The sequence below is a fragment of the Ruminiclostridium papyrosolvens C7 genome, assembly GCF_000421965.1.
GTDB classification, from domain to species: Bacteria; Bacillota; Clostridia; order Acetivibrionales; family DSM-1351; genus Ruminiclostridium; species Ruminiclostridium papyrosolvens_A.
Window position 1 is genome coordinate 324,180 of record NZ_ATAY01000020.1, and the last position, 19,434, is coordinate 343,613.

At 37.6% G+C, this 19,434-nt stretch carries 13 protein-coding genes and 4 tRNA genes; 11 read left to right on the plus strand and 6 right to left on the minus strand.

Translation table 11 applies throughout. The features are described from left to right. The first annotated feature begins 76 nt into the window (after positions 1-76). The 3 genes from L323_RS26515 to L323_RS26525 all read left to right on the plus strand — a co-directional run bounded on the left by L323_RS26515 (position 77) and on the right by L323_RS26525 (position 3,378). Positions 77-150, plus strand: a tRNA-Gln gene (locus L323_RS26515). A gap of 339 nt (positions 151-489) precedes the next feature. Next, positions 490-1,677, plus strand: coding sequence for a glycosyltransferase family 4 protein (locus L323_RS26520; protein ID WP_020814668.1), 1,188 nt, complete (start codon positions 490-492; stop codon positions 1,675-1,677). Positions 1,678-1,710: 33 nt separating this feature from the next. Further along, positions 1,711-3,378: a ribonuclease J gene (locus L323_RS26525; protein ID WP_020814669.1), complete on the plus strand. Its 1,668-nt coding sequence runs from the start codon at positions 1,711-1,713 to the stop codon at positions 3,376-3,378. A gap of 6 nt (positions 3,379-3,384) precedes the next feature. Here the strand turns inward: L323_RS26525 and L323_RS26530 are convergent, their stop codons facing one another. The 4 genes from L323_RS26530 to L323_RS26545 all read right to left on the minus strand — a co-directional run bounded on the left by L323_RS26530 (position 3,385) and on the right by L323_RS26545 (position 9,015). Then, positions 3,385-4,635: a nucleotidyltransferase gene (locus L323_RS26530; RefSeq protein WP_020814670.1), complete on the minus strand. Its 1,251-nt coding sequence runs from the start codon at positions 4,633-4,635 to the stop codon at positions 3,385-3,387. A 156-nt stretch (positions 4,636-4,791) separates the two neighbouring features. After that, positions 4,792-6,624, minus strand: coding sequence for an ABC transporter ATP-binding protein (locus L323_RS26535; protein WP_020814671.1), 1,833 nt, complete (start codon positions 6,622-6,624; stop codon positions 4,792-4,794). Further along, the gene (locus L323_RS26540; protein ID WP_020814672.1) at positions 6,624-8,468 is read right to left on the minus strand and encodes an ABC transporter ATP-binding protein; all 1,845 of its coding nucleotides are present in this window, start codon (positions 8,466-8,468) and stop codon (positions 6,624-6,626) included. Before L323_RS26540 ends, L323_RS26535 begins: the two co-directional genes overlap by 1 nt. A 462-nt stretch (positions 8,469-8,930) precedes the next feature. After that, a tRNA-Tyr gene (locus tag L323_RS26545) sits at positions 8,931-9,015 on the minus strand. A gap of 332 nt (positions 9,016-9,347) precedes the next feature. Between L323_RS26545 and L323_RS26550 the strand changes: the two genes are divergently transcribed. The 5 genes from L323_RS26550 (at position 9,348) to L323_RS26570 (ending at position 15,535) form a co-directional block, all read left to right on the plus strand. Then, positions 9,348-11,102 (plus strand): ABC transporter substrate-binding protein, encoded by a 1,755-nt coding sequence (locus tag L323_RS26550; protein WP_020814673.1) that lies wholly within the window; start codon positions 9,348-9,350, stop codon positions 11,100-11,102. A gap of 92 nt (positions 11,103-11,194) precedes the next feature. Continuing rightward, entirely contained in the window at positions 11,195-12,160 is a 966-nt protein-coding gene (locus tag L323_RS26555; RefSeq protein ID WP_020814674.1) for an ABC transporter permease, read from the plus strand. A gap of 568 nt (positions 12,161-12,728) precedes the next feature. Further along, on the plus strand, positions 12,729-13,580 hold the full coding sequence (gene opp4C, locus L323_RS42065) for an oligopeptide ABC transporter permease (RefSeq protein WP_242835251.1): 852 nt from the start codon (positions 12,729-12,731) through the stop codon (positions 13,578-13,580). Positions 13,581-13,595: 15 nt separating this feature from the next. Next, on the plus strand, positions 13,596-14,573 hold the full coding sequence (locus L323_RS26565) for an ABC transporter ATP-binding protein (RefSeq protein ID WP_020814676.1): 978 nt from the start codon (positions 13,596-13,598) through the stop codon (positions 14,571-14,573). Further along, positions 14,570-15,535 (plus strand): ABC transporter ATP-binding protein, encoded by a 966-nt coding sequence (locus L323_RS26570; protein ID WP_020814677.1) that lies wholly within the window; start codon positions 14,570-14,572, stop codon positions 15,533-15,535. Before L323_RS26565 ends, L323_RS26570 begins: the two co-directional genes overlap by 4 nt. Positions 15,536-15,846: 311 nt before the next feature. On the opposite strand, the gene L323_RS26575 is transcribed toward L323_RS26570, so the two are convergent. Next, positions 15,847-15,922 (minus strand) — tRNA-Phe (locus tag L323_RS26575). Between the two features lie 36 nt (positions 15,923-15,958). Beyond that, positions 15,959-16,035 (minus strand) — tRNA-Ile (locus tag L323_RS26580). A 184-nt stretch (positions 16,036-16,219) separates the two neighbouring features. Between L323_RS26580 and L323_RS26585 the strand changes: the two genes are divergently transcribed. The 3 genes from L323_RS26585 to L323_RS26595 are packed head-to-tail and all read left to right on the plus strand — an operon-like array spanning position 16,220 to position 19,399. Then, the gene (locus tag L323_RS26585) at positions 16,220-17,278 is read left to right on the plus strand and encodes a M20/M25/M40 family metallo-hydrolase (RefSeq protein WP_020814679.1); all 1,059 of its coding nucleotides are present in this window, start codon (positions 16,220-16,222) and stop codon (positions 17,276-17,278) included. 53 nt (positions 17,279-17,331) lie between these two features. After that, positions 17,332-18,378, plus strand: a complete 1,047-nt coding sequence (locus tag L323_RS26590) for a M42 family metallopeptidase (RefSeq protein ID WP_020814680.1) — start codon at positions 17,332-17,334, stop codon at positions 18,376-18,378. Positions 18,379-18,412: 34 nt separating this feature from the next. Beyond that, positions 18,413-19,399 carry a M42 family metallopeptidase gene (locus L323_RS26595; RefSeq protein ID WP_020814681.1) on the plus strand — a complete coding sequence of 329 codons (987 nt, stop codon included), beginning with the start codon at positions 18,413-18,415 and terminating at the stop codon, positions 19,397-19,399. Positions 19,400-19,434 lie beyond the last annotated feature (35 nt).

The following is a 19,434-nucleotide window of genomic DNA, read 5'->3' on the forward strand; positions in this document are numbered from 1 at the left end:
AAATATAAAAAAATACTGAAAAATGTATTGACATAAATATTCGGGATGTGCTACAATACCTCTTGTCGATGAGCGATGCGGGTTTGTGTAATGGTAGCACGACTGATTCTGGTTCAGTTTGTCAGGGTTCGAGCCCTTGACCCGCAGCCAAAAGTATTTCAGTTTGGTTTTAATCAAACTGAAATACTTTTTTCATGTGTACGAATAACTTTATTTCTGTATAAAGAAAAAACAGAAGTTATAAAACTTCTGTTTTTTTAAGTAATCTTCTTTGTTAACCGTCCGGGGAAAACAAAAGAGACTGTGTATATTGGTAATAACATTATAGTTTTATTCTATTATAGTGTCAATTACTTTTTAGGAATAAATTTAAAATATAGCATAAAATGTTTATTTTGAAAAAGGTATACCATTATGATAAAATGGTATAGGTTATTTGTAATTTTATGTATATACATTATATATCTTCATTGAAAATGAGGAATATTTATGAAAATATTAATGCTTTCATGGGAATACCCGCCAAGAATAATCGGAGGTATTTCAAGAGTAGTGCATGATTTGGCACATAAGTTAGGTCGTTGCGGTAATCAGGTTCACGTTGTTACGTGCTGGGAAGAAGGTACCCCGGATTTTGAAATTGAAAGTAATGTAACTGTACATAGAGTCCATGTCAGAGAAGTTTCTACAACAAACTTTATAGAATGGGTTTTGCAGCTGAACTTCTCAATGATTGAAACAGCAGTCAGGCTTTTGTGGGAAAGCAAATTTGACATTATTCATGCACATGACTGGCTTGTTGCTTATGCGGCAAAGGTATTAAAAAACTCCTTTTCAATTCCGTTGATTTCCACCATTCATGCAACAGAATTTGGTAGAAACAACGGAATTTACTCTGATATGCAAAAAGCAATAAACGATGTTGAAATAATGCTTTCTGAAGAATCGAGAAAATTAATAGTAAATAGTAAATATATGAAAGATGAAATTAAATCTATATTTAATATAACTGGGGATAAAATAAGTGTAATAAGTAATGGAATCGAGTTGGGTAAATTCGATAACATAGAATATGATAGTGAATTCAGAAATAATTATGCTGCTCCTAATGAAAAAATAGTATTTTTTGTGGGAAGACTTGTAAGTGAAAAGGGAGTGCATGTGCTATTAAATGCAATACCTAAAATTATAAGAAGTTATAATGATGTTAAGTTTGTAATTGCGGGCAAAGGACCGTGTTTAAATAGTTTAATTGAACAAAGCCGTAATCTTAAAATTCAGAACAGAGTTTATTTTACCGGTTTTGTAGGTGAGGAGGTTTTACAGAAGTTATACAAATGTTCAGATATTGCAGTTTTTCCAAGTACCTATGAGCCTTTTGGAATTGTAGCACTAGAAGGAATGGTTGCAGGCATTCCAGTAGTGGTATCAGATACCGGAGGGTTAAGGGAAATCGTGGATCACAGGGTGAACGGAATGAAATTTTACAGCGGAAATTCCAATTCTCTGGCAGACTGTATCCTTGAACTGCTTTGTGATGATAATTTAGCAAAACAGATTAGTATTAATGCGTTAGAAAATGTACATAGGCTTTATAATTGGAATAGAATAACGGAGCAAATTTTACATGAATATAACTATGTTATTTCTCAATATAATAGCTCAAATAGGGATTGATTTAATTATTTAGTTAAAATTGGAGGTTTAATTGTGTCAAAGAGTAAAAAGAAATTAAAAGTAATACCGCTTGGCGGATTACAGGAAATAGGGAAAAACATAACTGCTTTTGAATATGGGGATGACATTCTGGTTGTTGATTGCGGTCTTTCATTTCCTGAGGATGAAATGCTGGGTATAGACCTGGTAATACCTGATGTTACGTATCTGATTAAAAATAAAGAAAAAGTAAGAGGAATTGTTCTGACACATGGTCATGAGGACCATATAGGTGCACTACCATATGTATTGAGAGAACTGAATGTGCCTATATATGGAACAAAGCTTACTCTTGGTTTGATAAAGTGCAAACTTGAAGAACATGGCCTTCTTGATACTGTTCAGATGGAGACGGTTCATCAGGGACAAACAGTTGAATTAGGGGCTTTTAAGGTAGAGTTTATAAGATCTACTCACAGTATTGCCGATGCCGTGGCTTTGGCTATTTTTACACCTATAGGTACTGTAATTCATACCGGAGATTTTAAAATTGACTATACCCCCATTGAGGGACAGCCAATGGATCTTGCAAGACTTGCTGAAATAGGGAAGAAGGGTGTACTTCTGCTTATGTGCGACAGTACAAATGTAGAAAACGAAGGTTATACACTTTCAGAACGTACTGTAGGAGAGACCTTTGACGAGATATTTATGAACTGTAAAAGCAGGATTCTGGTTGCAACTTTTGCTTCAAACGTTCACAGGGTTCAGCAGATATTCAATGCGGCCGTTAAATTCGGACGTAAGGTTACAGTTCTTGGAAGAAGCATGATAAATGTTGTAAATGTTGCAATGGAGTTGGGTTATCTGAACGTGCCTGAAGGAGTACTCATCGATCTTGACAACATGGACAAGGTACCAAGGGACAAGCTTGTAATAATAACTACGGGCAGTCAGGGCGAGCCTATGTCAGCCCTTACAAGGATTACATTCAATGAGCATAAAAAAGTTGAAATAGTTCCCGATGATCTGGTTATTATATCAGCATCCCCAATACCGGGAAATGAGAAATTAATTTCTAAGGTAATAAATGAGCTGTTCAAGAAAGGTGCAAAGGTAATATATGAAGCACTCGCGGATGTCCACGTATCAGGACATGCATGTCAGGAAGAAATCAAGCTAATTCATAACTTAGTTAAACCAAAGTTCTTTATGCCGGTACATGGAGAACACAGGCATCTTAGACAGCACGCCGAGCTTGCCGTAAAAATGGGTATGCCAAGAGAGAAAATATTCATAATGGAAACAGGAAAAGTTCTGGAGCTTACCAATGACTCTGCAAAAATAAACGGGTCTGTTACAGCAGGAAAGGTTCTTGTTGACGGCTTAGGTGTCGGAGATGTAGGAAATGTTGTTTTAAGGGACAGAAAGCACCTTTCACAGGATGGCTTAATAGTAGTGGTAATAACAATAGAGGGTGATACCGGAAACGTAGTGGCAGGCCCTGACATAATATCAAGAGGCTTTGTATATGTCCGTGAATCTGAGGATTTGATGGAACAGCTTAAAGAAATAGCAAAACAGGCAATATTCAAAAGTTCTTCTAAAAATCAGGGAGACTGGTCCATAAGAAAGTCAGCTATCAGAGAAGCTCTGAAGGACTGTATTTACGAACGTACAAAGCGTAAACCAATGATATTGCCTATAATAATGGAAATATAAGTCCAATTACCTGCAAATAATAATATTTTGAGTGAATTCTTGCCCGGCTTTTCTGAAAGCCGGGTTTTTATATGCCAGAACATATGTGTCCGTTGCCTGTGCCTCAATCTCCAGCATTCTTGAAATCAAACTGTCAGAGGAGGACTTGTAGTAGGAGGCCTTAGTTATAACCGGGATTGTTGATTTTTTTTTCATAATGGACAGCAGCTCACGTCCCTTTTCGTTAAATCCCAAAATTCTGGCGTATTGCGGACCACCACTTTCCATGAATTTCTCAATATCAACCCTTTTCATTCCGGCAAGGAGAGATATGAGTATTCTTTGTATACGTGTTTTAGGATAACGCTTAGTGCATATATTGGCGAGCAGGTCGTCAAAGGAGCCTGAGTTTTCTGCGGCATTTTTAATCCTATACTCCAGACCCTCTGAAACGTCTTGAATATTCTCCAACTCTTGCGGTGTAGCGTGACGCAGAAAGGCAAGAATTATATTTTCAAAAGAATGCAAGCTGTTTGGCCCTCTGCCCACAGAAATTTCCCTTTCCAAAATCTGTTGTGCAAGTAGCGGCAGGGCTTGCCTGCTGGCAGCGATTTCACTCTCATGAATACTGTTTCTGATAGCAGTTGCACTGGAAATACCACCTGTAAGCTCCGGTGTATTATAGCTGTTGGAGATCCTTTTTACTGTAAATGGTTGTATGGGGCTATTAAGTTTTATAAGGGCCTTTAAATATTCTAAGGCGAGTATATTATTAGAGGTTTCAAGCAAATAGGAGAGATCCCCATTGGAATCATTCTGTAGTTTAAGATATTTTTCCAAAGCTTTTTGTCTGCAAACAGGGAAGGATAGCCCTCCGGCCAACTGCTTTTTTAATTCATCCTTATAGCCTTCCGGCTCGGCAACAAGGATTTCGGCTAATTTTTTAAGAGAACGGATGTCGCCCGACTCGCTTCCGAAAGAGATACAATCAACTATACCTATACTGTTCAATATATTTACGGCACCATATGCAAAAAACTCTGCACTTGATACCGCAAAGGGAACAGGCAACTCTATGATTAAATCAACGCCGTTACCAAGAGCAATTTCAGTTCGAGCAAATTTATTTATAATAGCCGGTTCGCCTCTTTGTATAAAGTTACCGCTCATTACGCAAACCACTGCATCACAGCCGGTGAGTTTTTTTGATTCTTCTATATGATACATATGCCCGTTATGAAAAGGGTTGTATTCTGCAACTATTCCAAGTACCTTCATTTGTTCTCTCCATGTCATTTGATATGGGTATTATATCAATTAATAATAAATTTTATCAATGGGTGTTTGTTTTTAAAAAGCCCCTGGTAAAAATCTGTTTTTACAGAGTCTATTATACCAGGGGCCAAGAATAGAAAAATTCCTGTGTAAAATTATTTATACATTATTCAGAACTGCCGCACCTGTTTCCTCCTCGAACTGCTTCTTGTACAGGGAATAATAGTAACCTTTTTGTTTAAGCAGTTCGCTGTGATTCCCACGTTCCAAAATCTTACCGTTTTTTACAACCAGAATAATATCTGCTTTCTTAATTGTAGAAAGCCTGTGAGCAATTAAAAACGATGTCCTGTTTTTAAGAATATGCATTATTGCTTCCTGAATCATTTGCTCAGTCTGTGTGTCAATAGAGGAGGTTGCTTCGTCGAGTACGAAAATCCTTGGGTCTGAAATAACCGCACGGGCAAATGAAATCAGCTGTTTTTCACCGGTAGACAGTCGGTCGCCGCCTTCACCTATGTTTGTGTCAAGACCGTTTTCCAGACTGCTTATTACACTGTCTGCAGCCACTATTTTTATGGCGGCTTCTATCTCCTCATCAGTGGCGTTGAACTTACCGTAACGAATATTTTCCCGGACAGTTCCCGAAAACAGGTGGGGGCTTTGAAGTACATAGCCGATGTTATTGTGCAGCCACAATTGTGAACGCTCCCTGTAATCTCTCCCGTCAATGAGTATCTGACCGGAGGTTGGTTCAAAAAACCTACATGCAAGATTAACCAGAGTGCTTTTGCCTGCACCGGTTTCGCCTACAATTGCAACTGTTGTTCCTGCCGGTATTTTCAGATTGAAATCCGTCAATATATATTCGTCGCCGTCAGGATACTTGAAAGTAACATTTTTAAACTCAATATCACCTACAAGTGGTTCCCAGTTTTCTTTCTTTGGGTTAAAATTATCCCCGTATCTTTCAATAACCTCAGGAGTATCCGTAATATCAGGCTCGGTTTCCAAAAGACCCGTAACACGTTCTATATTTGCTTGGGTAGATACAAAGTCTGCAAATACACGAGCTATTTGTTGTATTGGCTCAAAAATGCTGACAGCATAGGTAATAAATACAGAAAGAGTACCTAATTCGCTGGGATTTTTCATTACTATGTAGCCACCATAGGTCAATACCATTGTGAGAGAAGTTGCACTAAAACATAGAATGATTGGTATAAATATTGCATTCAATACAGTTGCACGCATAGTCGAAGAGTAGAACTTATCTGTAACCTGTGAAAAATCCTTCAGGTTGTTATCCTCAATTACCAGAGTTTTAGAGGTTCTAGCTCCGGTTATCCCTTCATTAAAAGCACCTGTCATGGTTGAATTAATTTTTCTGATTTTTCTGTTAACGTTTAATATCTTTTTCTGAAAGTACATAGTTATAACAGAAATAAACGGAATAATAGTCATTACTAATAAAGCCAGTTTAACATTAAGGAACAGCATTGCTATGAAAACGCCTATTACATAAATTACAGCCCATAGCAAATCAATAAGACCCCAGGAAACCATCTGGCCTATCCTTCCGGTATCACTCATAACTCTGGCCATCATGTAGCCAACGGGAGTCTTATTGTAATAAGTGAAGGAAAGCTTTTGCAAGTGTACAAAAAGAGACTTCCTAATGGACTTTGATACATTAAGCTCAACAGTCATTGCATTGCGTATAAAAATAATTACCGCTAAAGCCTGAATAAGTAGTACAGAACCGTTTACCAGCGCAAATTTTCCTATTCCCTCAGTTGACTTTGGTGTAATAAAATTGTTTATAGCATACCGTTGAAAAAACGGATATATAATGTCAATTAAAGAAACAAGTATTAAAAATGACATTGCCATTGAAAAGGCTTTTTTATAAAGCTTTACAAAGGGAATAACATTTCCCCAGACCTTTATGGAAAAGGGTTTTTTGTAATCTTCTTCTTCGTAATATGCCATTAATTACCACCTCCTGTTTGAACAGCTGAATGTGAAAGCTCAGTTTCAAGACTGCTTTGTATATCATATATTTTTTTATAGATACCTTTGTCATTGGCAAGTAATTCAGTATGTGAACCTATTTCCGTAATTTTACCGTCATCAAGAACCATAATTACATCTACCTGCATTAATGTGGTGATTCTATGGGAAATAAGGAGTACCGTACTTTGCCCGGTACTATTCTTTAAAGCACTGCGGATTTTTGCATCTGTTTCAGAGTCAACCGCAGAAAGGGAGTCGTCAAATATCATGATAGACGGCTTCTGCATAAGCATTCTTGCAATAGCTACTCTTTGCTTCTGTCCTCCCGAGAGGGTAACTCCACGCTCGCCTACAATAGTGTCATAACCCTTGGAAAAGCTCATAACGGCATCATCTACTGCAGCAACATCTGCACAATAGCGGATTCGCTCCATATCCCCGGAATTCTCAAAAACATCTATATTTTCCTTAATAGTTTTAGAAAACAAAAACGGTTCCTGAAGAACAAATCCAATATTCTTGCGAAGATGCTCAAGCTGTATTTTTCTGATATCCACTCCGCCAATTTCAATTGAACCCTGGCCTTCAGGCAGGTTATATAATCTGTCCAGAAGGTAGGTTATTGTGGACTTACCTGAACCTGTACCTCCCAGTATGCCAAAAGTGGTTCCTGCCTTAATTCTAAATGAAATATCCTTTAGTACCGGCTTAACACCTTCATAATCAAAATTGACATTCTTAAACTCAATATCCCCTGTCATGTCAGGTGTCACAGCACCTTCACAATCTTTTTCTTCTTCCTCCGCAACTATTTCCAGTACACGATTCAGAGAAACGCTGGTTTTACTAAGCTCTGAAAGAATACGTCCGAAGTTCCTTACAGGCCAAATCAACATGGAATTATAGAATACAAATACAAGAAATTCTCCAAGTGTAATAACTCCATTTGCTGCGTCAATCGAGCCCATGATTACTATTAACGTAACCTGAAGCCCGGAAACAAAATCTCCGATACCCCAATATTTACTTAGAAGAAAGCCTAGTTTTATCCAATAGTTGGCGAAATGATCATTTTTAGTGTCAAAGTTTTCAATTTCATAGTTCTGCCGTCCGAAAGCACGCACTACACGTACTCCGGTAAGATTTTCCTGTACCATTGCAGACAATGCACCTTCTGCTTCATCAGCAAACTTGAACTTGGCTGCAATTTTATTATAGAAAATTGCCGAGTATGCCACAACGATAGGGAAGAAGGCAAGTGCTATAAGAGACAGCCTGATATTCATTGTAAACATGATAGTTATGGAGAAGCCTACTAAAAAAACTGTTCTTATCATTTCTATAAGCTGTTGGGAGATAAAATTTCTTATAACCTCAACATCAGAAGTACATCTTTGTATTATGTCGCCGGTCTGGTTTTTGACATGCCAGCTATAGGGCAGCCTCTGTATATGACTGAACAGGTGGTTTCTCATTTTACGGATTGTACCCTCGGAAGCCTTTGCAATACATATTCTGAAAAGCAGTGTAAACAAACCTGACAAAGCAGCAAGTAGAAGTGCCAGAAGGGAGCAGGCAAGCAGATTGTTTCTCAGCATATCTCTGCCTCCATGGCTATTGATAAAATTCATAATAAATTTAGGCAGTTTCAGCTCCTCATTGCCAATAACTGAATCAACAATAATTTTGGTAATTTGCGGCATCAGGTAATTGAATACTATTGCCAGCATTGTAAAAAAGACAGCAAGAGCAAATAACCATTTATATCCCTCCATGAATGAATAGAGCATATTAAATCGACCTTTGTTTTTGGATTGCATATAAATTCTCCTTATATAAATGTAATGATTTTTTAGTAACAGTCACATAAAAACAGGATGTATTATGAGAAATTTTTGAAAAATAAGGAATAAAAAAACACGATAACGCAAGCATCGTGTTCAATATATTTATTTAACATATTTAACTGTTTGACGGTTACTTAAGTGTTGACCTTAAAAAGCAAAACAAAATAACAATTGCTTTACATAAAGGTCCGATATTGAATTATGGATGAAATACCCCGCTAATTTTAATGTACATATTTTTTAAACACTCCTTTCACCGAATTTGTAATATAAAAGAATACATTACCAACATATGTTATTACAGCACAGTAAGTCCTGTCAATAGCTGTAATATATTTGTAAAATAAAAAATGTAAAAGCGTTATGTTTCCTAAAGAAACATCGATAATAAAAAAACTCCGTACACAGCATAAAAGCGAATGTACAGAGCTTTGTTGGTGGAGGGAGATGGATTCGAACCATCGAAGTCAGAGACAACAGATTTACAGTCTGCCCCCTTTGGCCACTCGGGAACCCCTCCAAAATCAATATGTTGTTTTCAGCAACATATAAGATTATGCACTAAATACTACATCTTGTCAACAACTTTTGATAATTTTATTTAATTGTATTTTATGAAGAATACTTCCTTTAAAAAATAATAACATAATACAAATATTAGTAATAAATTGCTAAACGCACAAATATATGGTAAAATAACAAATAATTACAAACCACAATCTAGATTCAAAACATGCATGTTGAAAATAACATGGACTAATTCTATATGGAAGCAAGGGCGCTCCATGTTGTAGAACTATCTGTGTTTTTTTGTAAGCAAATTGCTATTAACATTAAATAAGGGGGATTGCAATGAAAAAGAAATTAGCAATATTATCAATTGTATTGTCAATTATATTGACTATACCTGCATGCACCAGTAAATCTGAAACCGGAGATACATCCGGGAGCTCGTCATTGAACAGCTCATCAACAGGAACAAAGGCCAGTCAGACAGGATTTGATTACAAGAAGTATGGTGTTGAATATACTTCTGCAACTGATTCATCAAAAAGTCCTAAAGTTGCCACAGACAGAAAGGACACATTAGTTATTGGTTTACCGGATACAACAGGAATATTTAATGTTTTGTACGGTGATAATTCTTATGATTGGTATATGATCTATACTATGTTTGATTTTAATGTAGATGTTGACTTCGATGGTAAGGCGATACCGGCTGCAACGGATTATACAGTTTCGGATGACGGACTTACATATACTTTTAAAATCAAGGACGGAGTCAAGTTCTGGGATGGAAATCCTGCTACAGCTTCTGATTTGGAGTTTGCATACTATCTGGAAGCCGACCCTAAATATGATGGACCGTCGGATATATCAAAAACATATATAAAAGGTCTTGATGCATATAAAAATGGAAGCGCTGACAAAATCGAAGGTATAAAGGTAATTGATGATAAAACACTGCAAATTACCGTTGAGAAAGCCAGTGGCCCTGCAATCTATGCATTACAGGTTCCGTTACTTGAAAAGAAGTATTACGGTGCTGACTTCAAAAAGGGTGATACTGCAAAGGTCAAGGAAAAAAACGGAGCACCAATGGGTACAGGTCAATACAAATTTGTTGAGTATAAAGCAGGTCAGGAGCTGAAACTTGTAGCTAACGAGAATTATTTCAAGGGAGCTCCAAAAATCAAAAATCTGATATTCTCAATAACACCGACAGGTCAGGAACTTCAGAGGGTTATGGCGGGAGAGACGGATATTGATATGGCTGATGTTTCACCTGACAATATGAAAGCAGCAAAAGATGCAGGGTTTATAGACATATACAGATTCCCTACCAACGGTTACGGATATGTGGGATTAAACGATGCGGACCCTAAATTCAGTGATGTAAAAGTACGACAGGCCCTTATGTATGCACTTAACAGAGCTGCTGTTGTAGAAAAGGTATACGGTGAATACGCAAGAGTCGTGAACATTCCTGAGTCAAATGTATCATGGGCATACGACGATGAAGGCTGCAATACATATGAATACAATCTGGATAAAGCGGGACAGCTGTTGGATGAAGCAGGCTGGAAGCTAAACAGTAACGGCAAACGTGAAAAGGACGGCAAGGAGTTTAAAATCAAGTTCTCCTGCATGAGCCCTCATCCTGTAACGGACATTATGGTTCCAGTTATGAAGGATGATTATGCAAAGCTGGGAATAGATGTTACTGTTGAGAATCTTGACTGGCCGACTCTTCAGCAAAAGGCAACCAAAAAGCAGCTGGAAGCTTATTTTATGGCTAGTGGACTTACTCCGGATCCTGATAACTCATTAGCAAATGCATATAAATCAAACGCTTCTCAAAATTATTACAATTACAAAAATGATGAAGTAGATAAGTTGTGCGAAGATGGTCTGAATGAAATAAGCACAGAAAAGAGAAAGCCTATTTACAAGCAACTATATAAAATATTGAATAACGACTTACCTGTACTTTTTGTATATCAGAGAAGTGACATGTGGGTAGCCAACTCCAGAATAAAGAACTACGAACTTTCATCTTTCAGGGATTTTTTCTATAACTTATATAAAGCTGAAATTGGAAAGTAAGAAATTTTCACATATGTTAAAGAGAATGTCCGTCATTAAATGAACGGACATTCTCTTTAACCCAAATAAACAAACGACAGGAGAGTTGTGACATGTGGAATTACTTAGCCAGAAGAATCCTTCAGATGATACCTATTATAATTGGAGTTTCCATAATATTGTTCTTGATAATCAATTTGGTTCCTGGAAATTTTATTGATTCAAAAGTTTCATCTACACATATGACACCACAACAGATTCAACATCTTAAAGATATTTACGGGATTAACGATCCTATTTATCTCAAGTATTTTAAATGGATTAAAGGTGCTGTTCATTTTGACTTCGGTGATTCATTTACATACCAGAAGCCTGTTTCTACCGTAATCAATACATATGTATGGAATTCCTTCAGTATTGCGCTTGTGGCCTTTATTCTGGAGTTGCTTATTGCAATTCCTATAGGAATTATTTCTGCCACAAGGCAGTACTCAAAAACAGATATGATTTTTACTTTTTTAGCATTAATCGGAATTTCCTTTCCATCTTTTTTTCTTGGATATATATTAATAAAAGTTTTTGCCGTAAACCTCCATATTCTGCCGCTGGCGGGTTTAAATACACCGGGTTCCAGCTATATAGGATTTGCGTTTATAATTGACAGACTGAAACACATGATACTGCCGGTTTTAGTACTCGCATTGATAAGTGCTGGGTCTATGATGAGATACACAAGAACCGCTGTCCTTGAAATCGTAAAACAGGATTATATAAGGACTGCCAGAGCAAAAGGCCTCAGTGAAAAGGTAGTTATATATAAACATGCACTGCGAAATGCACTGATTCCTATTGTTACTCTCATTGGTCTTTCACTTCCCGGATTATTTTCAGGTGCAATTATAACAGAGAGTATTTTTGGTATTCCGGGTATAGGAAAAATTGCACTGGAAGCGGTGACAAAAAGAGATTATCCGCTTTTGATGGGATTTTCACTGTTTGTTGCTGTACTTACCCTTCTGGGAAATCTGCTTTCGGATATTTTCTATGCCATTGTTGATCCCAGAGTTAAGCTAAAGTGAGGTGGAAAGAAAAATGAAGATAAAATTATTTACGATGATATCATTGTTTGCAGCAGTTTTGTGTTATATACTCCCATTTCTCACATTTAAGGATTATAGTTCAATAAACGGGTTTAATCTTATAACATCCTTATTCAAAAGAAAAGAGCTTCACAAGCTTTCTGAAAACATACAGACTTATGTATTTACCAGCACTTCGGTTCCTCTGCTTGTAACATTTTTATTGTTTATTACTGCTATTGTTTTTTTAGCATATTATCAGTTTCGCAAAAGCAGTAAAGCACTTTCAGGTTCTTTGGGGGCAGTTATATGCGCTGTAATATCTTATGGAGTACAGCTTTCCAACAGTCAGACTTCAATAACTGATTTTTTTGGTACCATACTCCTTGAATTAAAAACCGGTGATGGTAAAACAATCTTTAAAACCAGTGATATTATTTCTCAGACCGGGCCGGGTGCAAAGCTTCTGGTTATAGTTTCTTTTGCTTCGTTAATTTTTGTAGCTTTACTTAAAATACTGGATGTCAGAGAACGGAACAAAGGTGATAATATTCAGACACCTTGGACTATGGCTATCAAACAATTTAAAAGAAACAAACTTGCAATTGTCGGATTATTTCTGATATCTTTTCTTATTATCATTTGCTTTTACGGGCCGGTATTTTCCAAATATCCTTTACTTAAAACAGACATAATTATGGCAAAGCTTAAACCGGGACCTGAGCATTTATTGGGTACTGACAGCAGCGGACGTGATATTTTAACACGCTTGATGTATGGAGGAAGAATCTCCATAACCGTAGGCTTTGTTGCGGTACTCCTGGAAATACTCTTGGGAACCACTATAGGAGGCTTGGCAGGCTATTACAGCGGTAAAATTGATAATATGCTTATGAGGCTTGTTGATATATTCCTTAGTATTCCATTTTTGCCTGTTGTAATAATTATAGGTGCAATAATGTCTGATTTAAATATACCTCCTCAACGTAGGATATATTTCGTAATGTTCATAATAGGAGTTCTTAGCTGGCCTGTAATGGCAAGATTAGTTCGCGGTCAGATTCTTACCTTGCGGGAACAGGAGTATATGATTGCAGCAGAAGCACTTGGACTAAAGGACAGGCGAAAAATAGTAAGACACCTTATTCCTAATGTTATCCCCAGTATAATTGTGTCAGCAACTCTTGGGATAGGTGATGCCATATTGATGGAATCTGCATTGTCTTTTCTTGGACTTGGTGTGGCTATGCCGTTCCCATCGTGGGGAAACATGGTTCAGGCAGTAAGGGATACAAATGATTTTATTCTCCGCTCATGGCTTTGGATACCGCCGGGAATATGTATCTTTACCATAGTTCTTGCAATTAATTTTGTGGGTGACGGCCTGCGGGATGCCTTTGACCCTAAAATGAAAAAGTAGGAGGAAGAAGCATTTATGTCTGATAAACTTTTGGAAATTAAAGATCTACATACATTTTTTTATACTGATGCAGGTGTTGTTAAAGCAGTAAACGGCGTTTCCTTTCAGGTAAATAAAGGACAAACGATAGGCATAGTAGGTGAATCCGGCTGCGGGAAGAGTGTCATGTCTCTTTCAATTATGCGATTAATACAGGAACCGGGAAAAATAGTTGAGGGACAGGTAATTTTCAATGGTCAGGATCTTGTAAAACTCTCCCAGAGTGAAATGAGGAAAATAAACGGAGATAGGATTTCAATGATATTTCAGGAGCCTATGACTTCATTGAATCCGGTTTTTACAGTTGGTAACCAAATAGCAGAATCACTTATACTTCATGAAAATTTAACAAAAAAACAGGCAAGGGAGAAAGCAATTGAAATGATTTCAACTGTTGGAATACCCCGTGCAGAAGGTATATATGACTCTTATCCCCATGAATTATCAGGAGGTATGAGACAGAGAATTATGATAGCCATGGCACTTTCCTGCAACCCTGAACTTTTGATTGCAGATGAACCGACAACTGCTTTAGATGTTACAATACAAGCGCAAATACTGGATTTGCTTAAAGAAATAAAGAGAAAATTCGGAACTTCAATAATGTTAATTACACACGATCTCGGGGTCGTAGCCGAAATGGCGGATTACGTAATAGTAATGTATGCAGGAAGAATAATTGAGCAGGGAAATGTAAATGACATTTATATAAATCCCATGCATCCTTATACAATAGGGCTTCTGAAATCAAAACCAAGTATAACCACTGTAAGTGACAGGCTTTATACAATACCCGGACAGGTACCGAACCTTATTAATTTACCTGAAATCTGTTACTTTTCAGATAGGTGTAAAATGTGCAAGGATGTCTGTAAACAAGGTTTTCCAAAACTGATTGATATGGGAAATGACCATTTCGTTGCATGTACTTTATTTGAGGAGGTGACAAAATGAGTGAAGCTTTACTAGAAGTAAAAAATCTTAAAAAGTATTTTCCCATAAAAGGAGGAGTATTCCAGAGAACGGTAGGACACGTTAAAGCAGTGGAAGATATATCCTTCGAAATAAATAAGGGTGAAACTCTGGGGTTGGTGGGCGAATCGGGATGCGGAAAGAGCACTGTAGGCCGCACAATTCTGAGGCTGCATGATAAAACAGGAGGAGAGGTTTTATTTAAGGGAACAGAAATATTTGACCTTAAGAAACAGGAAATGCAAAAGCTGAGACCCAAAATTCAGATTGTCTTTCAGGATCCGTATAGCTCCTTGAATCCCAGACTTACGGTTGGTGAAATAATTGGTGAAGCACTTCTTGAACACGGTTTTTGTGAAAAAAAGAATTTAAAACAGCGAGTATTAAAGGTTATGGAACAGTGCGGGCTGCTTCGGTTCCATATTGACAGATATCCCCATGAATTTTCAGGAGGGCAGAGGCAGAGAATCGGTATTGCAAGGGCTTTGGCCTTGAATCCTGAATTTATTGTATGCGATGAGCCTGTTTCGGCATTGGATGTATCCATTCAATCACAGATAATAAACCTTTTATCTGATCTTCAAAAAGAATATGGATTTTCCTACTTGTTTATATCACATGATTTAAGCGTGGTAAAGCATATTTCACACCGGGTGGCTGTAATGTATCTTGGCTGCCTTGTTGAGATTGCAGACAAAACAGAGCTTTACGACAATCCGCTTCATCCCTACACAAAGGCGCTTCTATCGGCAGTCCCACTGCCAGACCCTAGACTTAAAAGAGAGAAAATAGTTTTATCTGGGGATTTACCCAGCCCTGCAAATCCTCCGTTGGGCTGCCGCTTTCACACAAGATGCCCAAAGTGCAGCGATATTTGCAAAGAACAGGTACCGGAATTGAAAGATGTTGGACAAAACCATAAAGTTGCATGTCATTTTGCTTGACAATTACCTGGGGTAGGGAGTAAGAATATGAAACTAATACAAAGAGAATCATTCAAAGACATTTTAGCAATTTTTATAGCTATTATTCAGGTTGTCTGGCCTTTTATTTTAATAAGTATAGGAGTGTATTTGCTCCTAACGATGTTTTTGACAAAACTATGGCTTTGAACAAAAAGCTTTGCATTTATGTTCTCACTAGGGAACCCTAGGTTCCCTTTGAGGAAACACAAAGTGTTTTCATACGCACGCTCCTGAAATTTCCTTAATATATAAAAAAGAATTTTCCGTTATATAAACGAAAAATTCTTTTTTGGTGCCCAGAGCCGGAATCGAACCAGCGACACGGGGATTTTCAGTCCCCTGCTCTACCGACTGAGCTATCTGGGCAAGTTGTTAGTGTTTTTGAAACACTAACAAACAAATTGGTGGGCCTTCAGGGACTCGAACCCCGGACCAACCGGTTATGAGCCGGTTGCTCTAACCAACTGAGCTAAAGGCCCTCGAAAGGACGAGTTTTAGTATAATAAAAAAATTAAATTAAGTCAATAGTAATATTATAAATTTATTAATAAATATTTTTTTAGTGCTTTAAGATTTACAATTCTCTAGGAAAATCTATGATTTTTTGCTAGTATTATATAAAAGATTAATAACAGATTAAATAAAAATAGGGGAATCAGAAAAATGGAAATAGCAAATTGTTTGGAGTATTTGTCACGACTTGTGGCAGTAGCGGGCTTTGAAGCAACTGCTGCTGCAAAAATTGCTGAAACCTTTAAGGATTACTGTGACGAAGTACGAATAGATAAGTTTTTCAATGTAATTTTCCTGAAAAAAGGTTTTAATAAGTCGGCAAAAAAGATTTTGATTACCGCACACAGTGATGAAATAGGCTTTCTGGTCAACTCCATAGATGATAAGGGCTTTATCGGTATAAGCCCAATTGGAGGTATAGACAGCAAAATATTGCTGGCACAGGAAGTAATAATACACGGCAGAGAGGATATTCCCGGCATAGTAGGGGCAATGCCGCCTCATCTGATGAATCCGGAGGATGCAGGAAAGGCAGTAAAAATAAAGGATTTACGTGTGGATACAGGATTAAAAGGGGAAGAACTTAAAAAAATAGTTTCAATAGGCGATGTTGTATCCTTTAAGTCAGACTTCTCATTATTGAATAAAAACAAAGCCAGCGGAAAGTCTTTTGATAATCGTACAGGGATTGTTTGTATGATGGAAATATTACAGTCCCTAAAGGATATAAACCATGAGAATGATATCATAATTATGGCTTCAACGCAGGAAGAAACAAGCCTTGCAGGTATCACAACCGCAGCGTTTACGCTGGAGCCGGATGCTGCAATAGTAATTGATGCATGTCATGGAGACATACCTGACCTTTCTAAGGATGTATCCTCAACCCCCGGTAAGGGCCCGGAGATATCAATAGGACCTAACCTCCATCAGGGAATGGTTGAAAAGCTGTTTGAGCTTGGTAAAGATATATGCATTCCTTTTCAGAAAATGGTTGAATCAGGAGATACGGGTACTGAAGCATGGGCAACTCAGGTCAGCGGCTGCGGAATACCTACCGCACTGCTTTCTATACCGGTCAGATATATGCATACTGCTGTAGAGACTGTTAATTTAGAAGATATAAAGTATACGGCCAGAATAATAACTGAGTTTTTGAGGCTGAGCAGTGAGAAGTTAGAGAAAGTTCTTGAATGGAAGACTATCTGATTAAGTCATATAATAAATAAAATATTGCGGCAGTAAGGCTCGTGGAGGATTGTATGATATTGATAAAAGAACTTACGGAATTAAACGGTGTATCAGGAAATGAAAATGAAGTGAGAGAATATATTAAAAGTAAAATTAACGGATTGTGTGATTCTATAGAGGTTGACACAATTGGAAATATTATTGCTTATAAAAAGGGCAGCAGCGGCAGACTTAAGGTTATGCTTTCAGCCCATATGGATGAAGTAGGATTCATGGTTTCGGGATATATGGAAAAGGGCTTCTTAAAATTCAAAACTGTTGGGGGTATTGACAGTAGAATTTTGCCAGGTAAAAGGGTAGTAATTGGTAAAAAAAGACTCAAAGGTGTAATCGGTGCAAAACCGCTACATCAGCAAAGTCCTGAAGAACGGGAAAGAATAGCTAAAATCAAGGATTTATATATAGATATTGGAGCAGAAACTAAGGAAGAAGCCGAAAAATTAGCTCCTTTGGGAGAGTTCGTAGCCTTTGATAGTGATTATGTAGAACTCGGAAATGACTGTATAAAGGCAAAGGCACTGGACGACAGAGTAGGCTGTGCAGTACTTATGGAGGTTTTAAAGTATAAGTTTGAGTTTGATTTGTATGCTTGCTTTACGGTGCAGGAAGAGGTTGGACTTAGAGGTGCTCAGGTAGCGGCATTTAAAATTATGCCGGATGTAGCCCTTGTTCTGGAAGGAACTACTTGTGCCGACGTTCCAGAGGTAAAACCCTTTGATTTTTCCACAGAACTGGGTAATGGTGCAGCTCTTACACTGGTAGACCGAACCTGCTATAGCGACAGAAAGCTGGTACAGTTTTTATATGATACGGCAGTTAAAAACGGAATAAAAGTTCAATTCAAACAGACCACAACAGGTGGGAATGATGCGGGGCAGATACAAAGAACGGGTAATGGTGTTAAAACAGCATCAATTTCTGTTCCTTGCAGGTATATACATTCTCCCGTATCTGTTATGAGCAGAAGTGATTTTGAATGTGTAGAAAGACTCACACTTGCGGCATTAAATGAAATGAACAAAGATAAGGATTTTACAAAAAACGTGGCAGCAGTATAGAGACCGGTGAATAAACAAAATTGGAGGGATTTAAATGCAGGAAATATTAAAAACAGTTACACAGGCCTTTGGTGTATCCGGAAATGAAGAAGATATCAGAGAAATAATTACTACCGAAATAAAAAAATACGTTGATGAAATAAAAGTTGATGCAATGGGAAATCTGATTGCAGTAAAAAAAGGTAAAAAGAAGAAAATTCTGTTTGCTGCCCATATGGATGAAATTGGAGTTATAGCTACCTTTATTGATGATAAAGGATTTATAAGGTTTTCCAATTTAGGGGGAGTATCAGCGTTCAATTCCCTTGCACAAAGGGTGAGGTTTAAAAACGGCACAATGGGCTGTATAAATGTAGAAGAGAAACTTGAAAGCATGAAGGATCTCAGACTTGGAAAAATGTATATTGATATTGGCTGCACCAGCAAAGAGGAAGCTGAGAAATACGTTAAGGTTGGAGATACAGCCAGCTTTACAGGCGATTTTCATGTTCAGGGGGATTTTGCTATTTCAAAGGCTATGGACGACAGAAGCGGCTGTGCGGTACTTATAGAGCTTATAAAAACCATGCCTAAAACTGATAATGAAATTTACTTTGTCTTTACTACTCAGGAAGAATTGGGACTAAGAGGTGCAAAGACAGCCTCTTTCGGAATTATGCCGGATTGTGCCATTGCAATTGATGTTACACGTACAGGTGATACACCGGAATGTAACAGTATGGAAGTAAAGCTTGGTAAGGGCCCTGCAATAAAAGTAAAAGATTCTTCTTATATAGCTCATCCACAGATTCGCAGGACTTTACAGGATTTGGCTCAGGAAAATGGGATTCCCTATACTTTGGAATTGCTGGAAAGGGGAGGAAGTGACCCCGGTGCAATGCAGACATCCGGAACGGGAATACCATGCGGAGGTATATCAATTCCGTGCAGGTATGTTCACACCCCTTGTGAAATGGTGAGCATTCAGGATTTAAATAACTGTGTCAAGCTGGCAGGTCTGTTTATGAAACATTACAAGTAAATGTTAGTTATAAATCAAAATATGGAAAATTTCAA

Coding starts and splice junctions, on each gene's coding strand:
- L323_RS26520 (WP_020814668.1), top strand. CDS start 490: ATGAAAATATTAATGCTTTCATGGGAATACCCGCCAAGAATAATCGGA.
- L323_RS26530 (WP_020814670.1), bottom strand. CDS start 4,635: ATGAAGGTACTTGGAATAGTTGCAGAATACAACCCTTTTCATAACGGG.
- L323_RS26535 (WP_020814671.1), bottom strand. CDS start 6,624: ATGGCATATTACGAAGAAGAAGATTACAAAAAACCCTTTTCCATAAAG.
- L323_RS26540 (WP_020814672.1), bottom strand. CDS start 8,468: ATGCAATCCAAAAACAAAGGTCGATTTAATATGCTCTATTCATTCATG.
- L323_RS26550 (WP_020814673.1), top strand. CDS start 9,348: ATGAAAAAGAAATTAGCAATATTATCAATTGTATTGTCAATTATATTG.
- L323_RS26555 (WP_020814674.1), top strand. CDS start 11,195: ATGTGGAATTACTTAGCCAGAAGAATCCTTCAGATGATACCTATTATA.
- opp4C (WP_242835251.1), top strand. CDS start 12,729: ATGGCTATCAAACAATTTAAAAGAAACAAACTTGCAATTGTCGGATTA.
- L323_RS26565 (WP_020814676.1), top strand. CDS start 13,596: ATGTCTGATAAACTTTTGGAAATTAAAGATCTACATACATTTTTTTAT.
- L323_RS26570 (WP_020814677.1), top strand. CDS start 14,570: ATGAGTGAAGCTTTACTAGAAGTAAAAAATCTTAAAAAGTATTTTCCC.
- L323_RS26585 (WP_020814679.1), top strand. CDS start 16,220: ATGGAAATAGCAAATTGTTTGGAGTATTTGTCACGACTTGTGGCAGTA.
- L323_RS26590 (WP_020814680.1), top strand. CDS start 17,332: ATGATATTGATAAAAGAACTTACGGAATTAAACGGTGTATCAGGAAAT.
- L323_RS26595 (WP_020814681.1), top strand. CDS start 18,413: ATGCAGGAAATATTAAAAACAGTTACACAGGCCTTTGGTGTATCCGGA.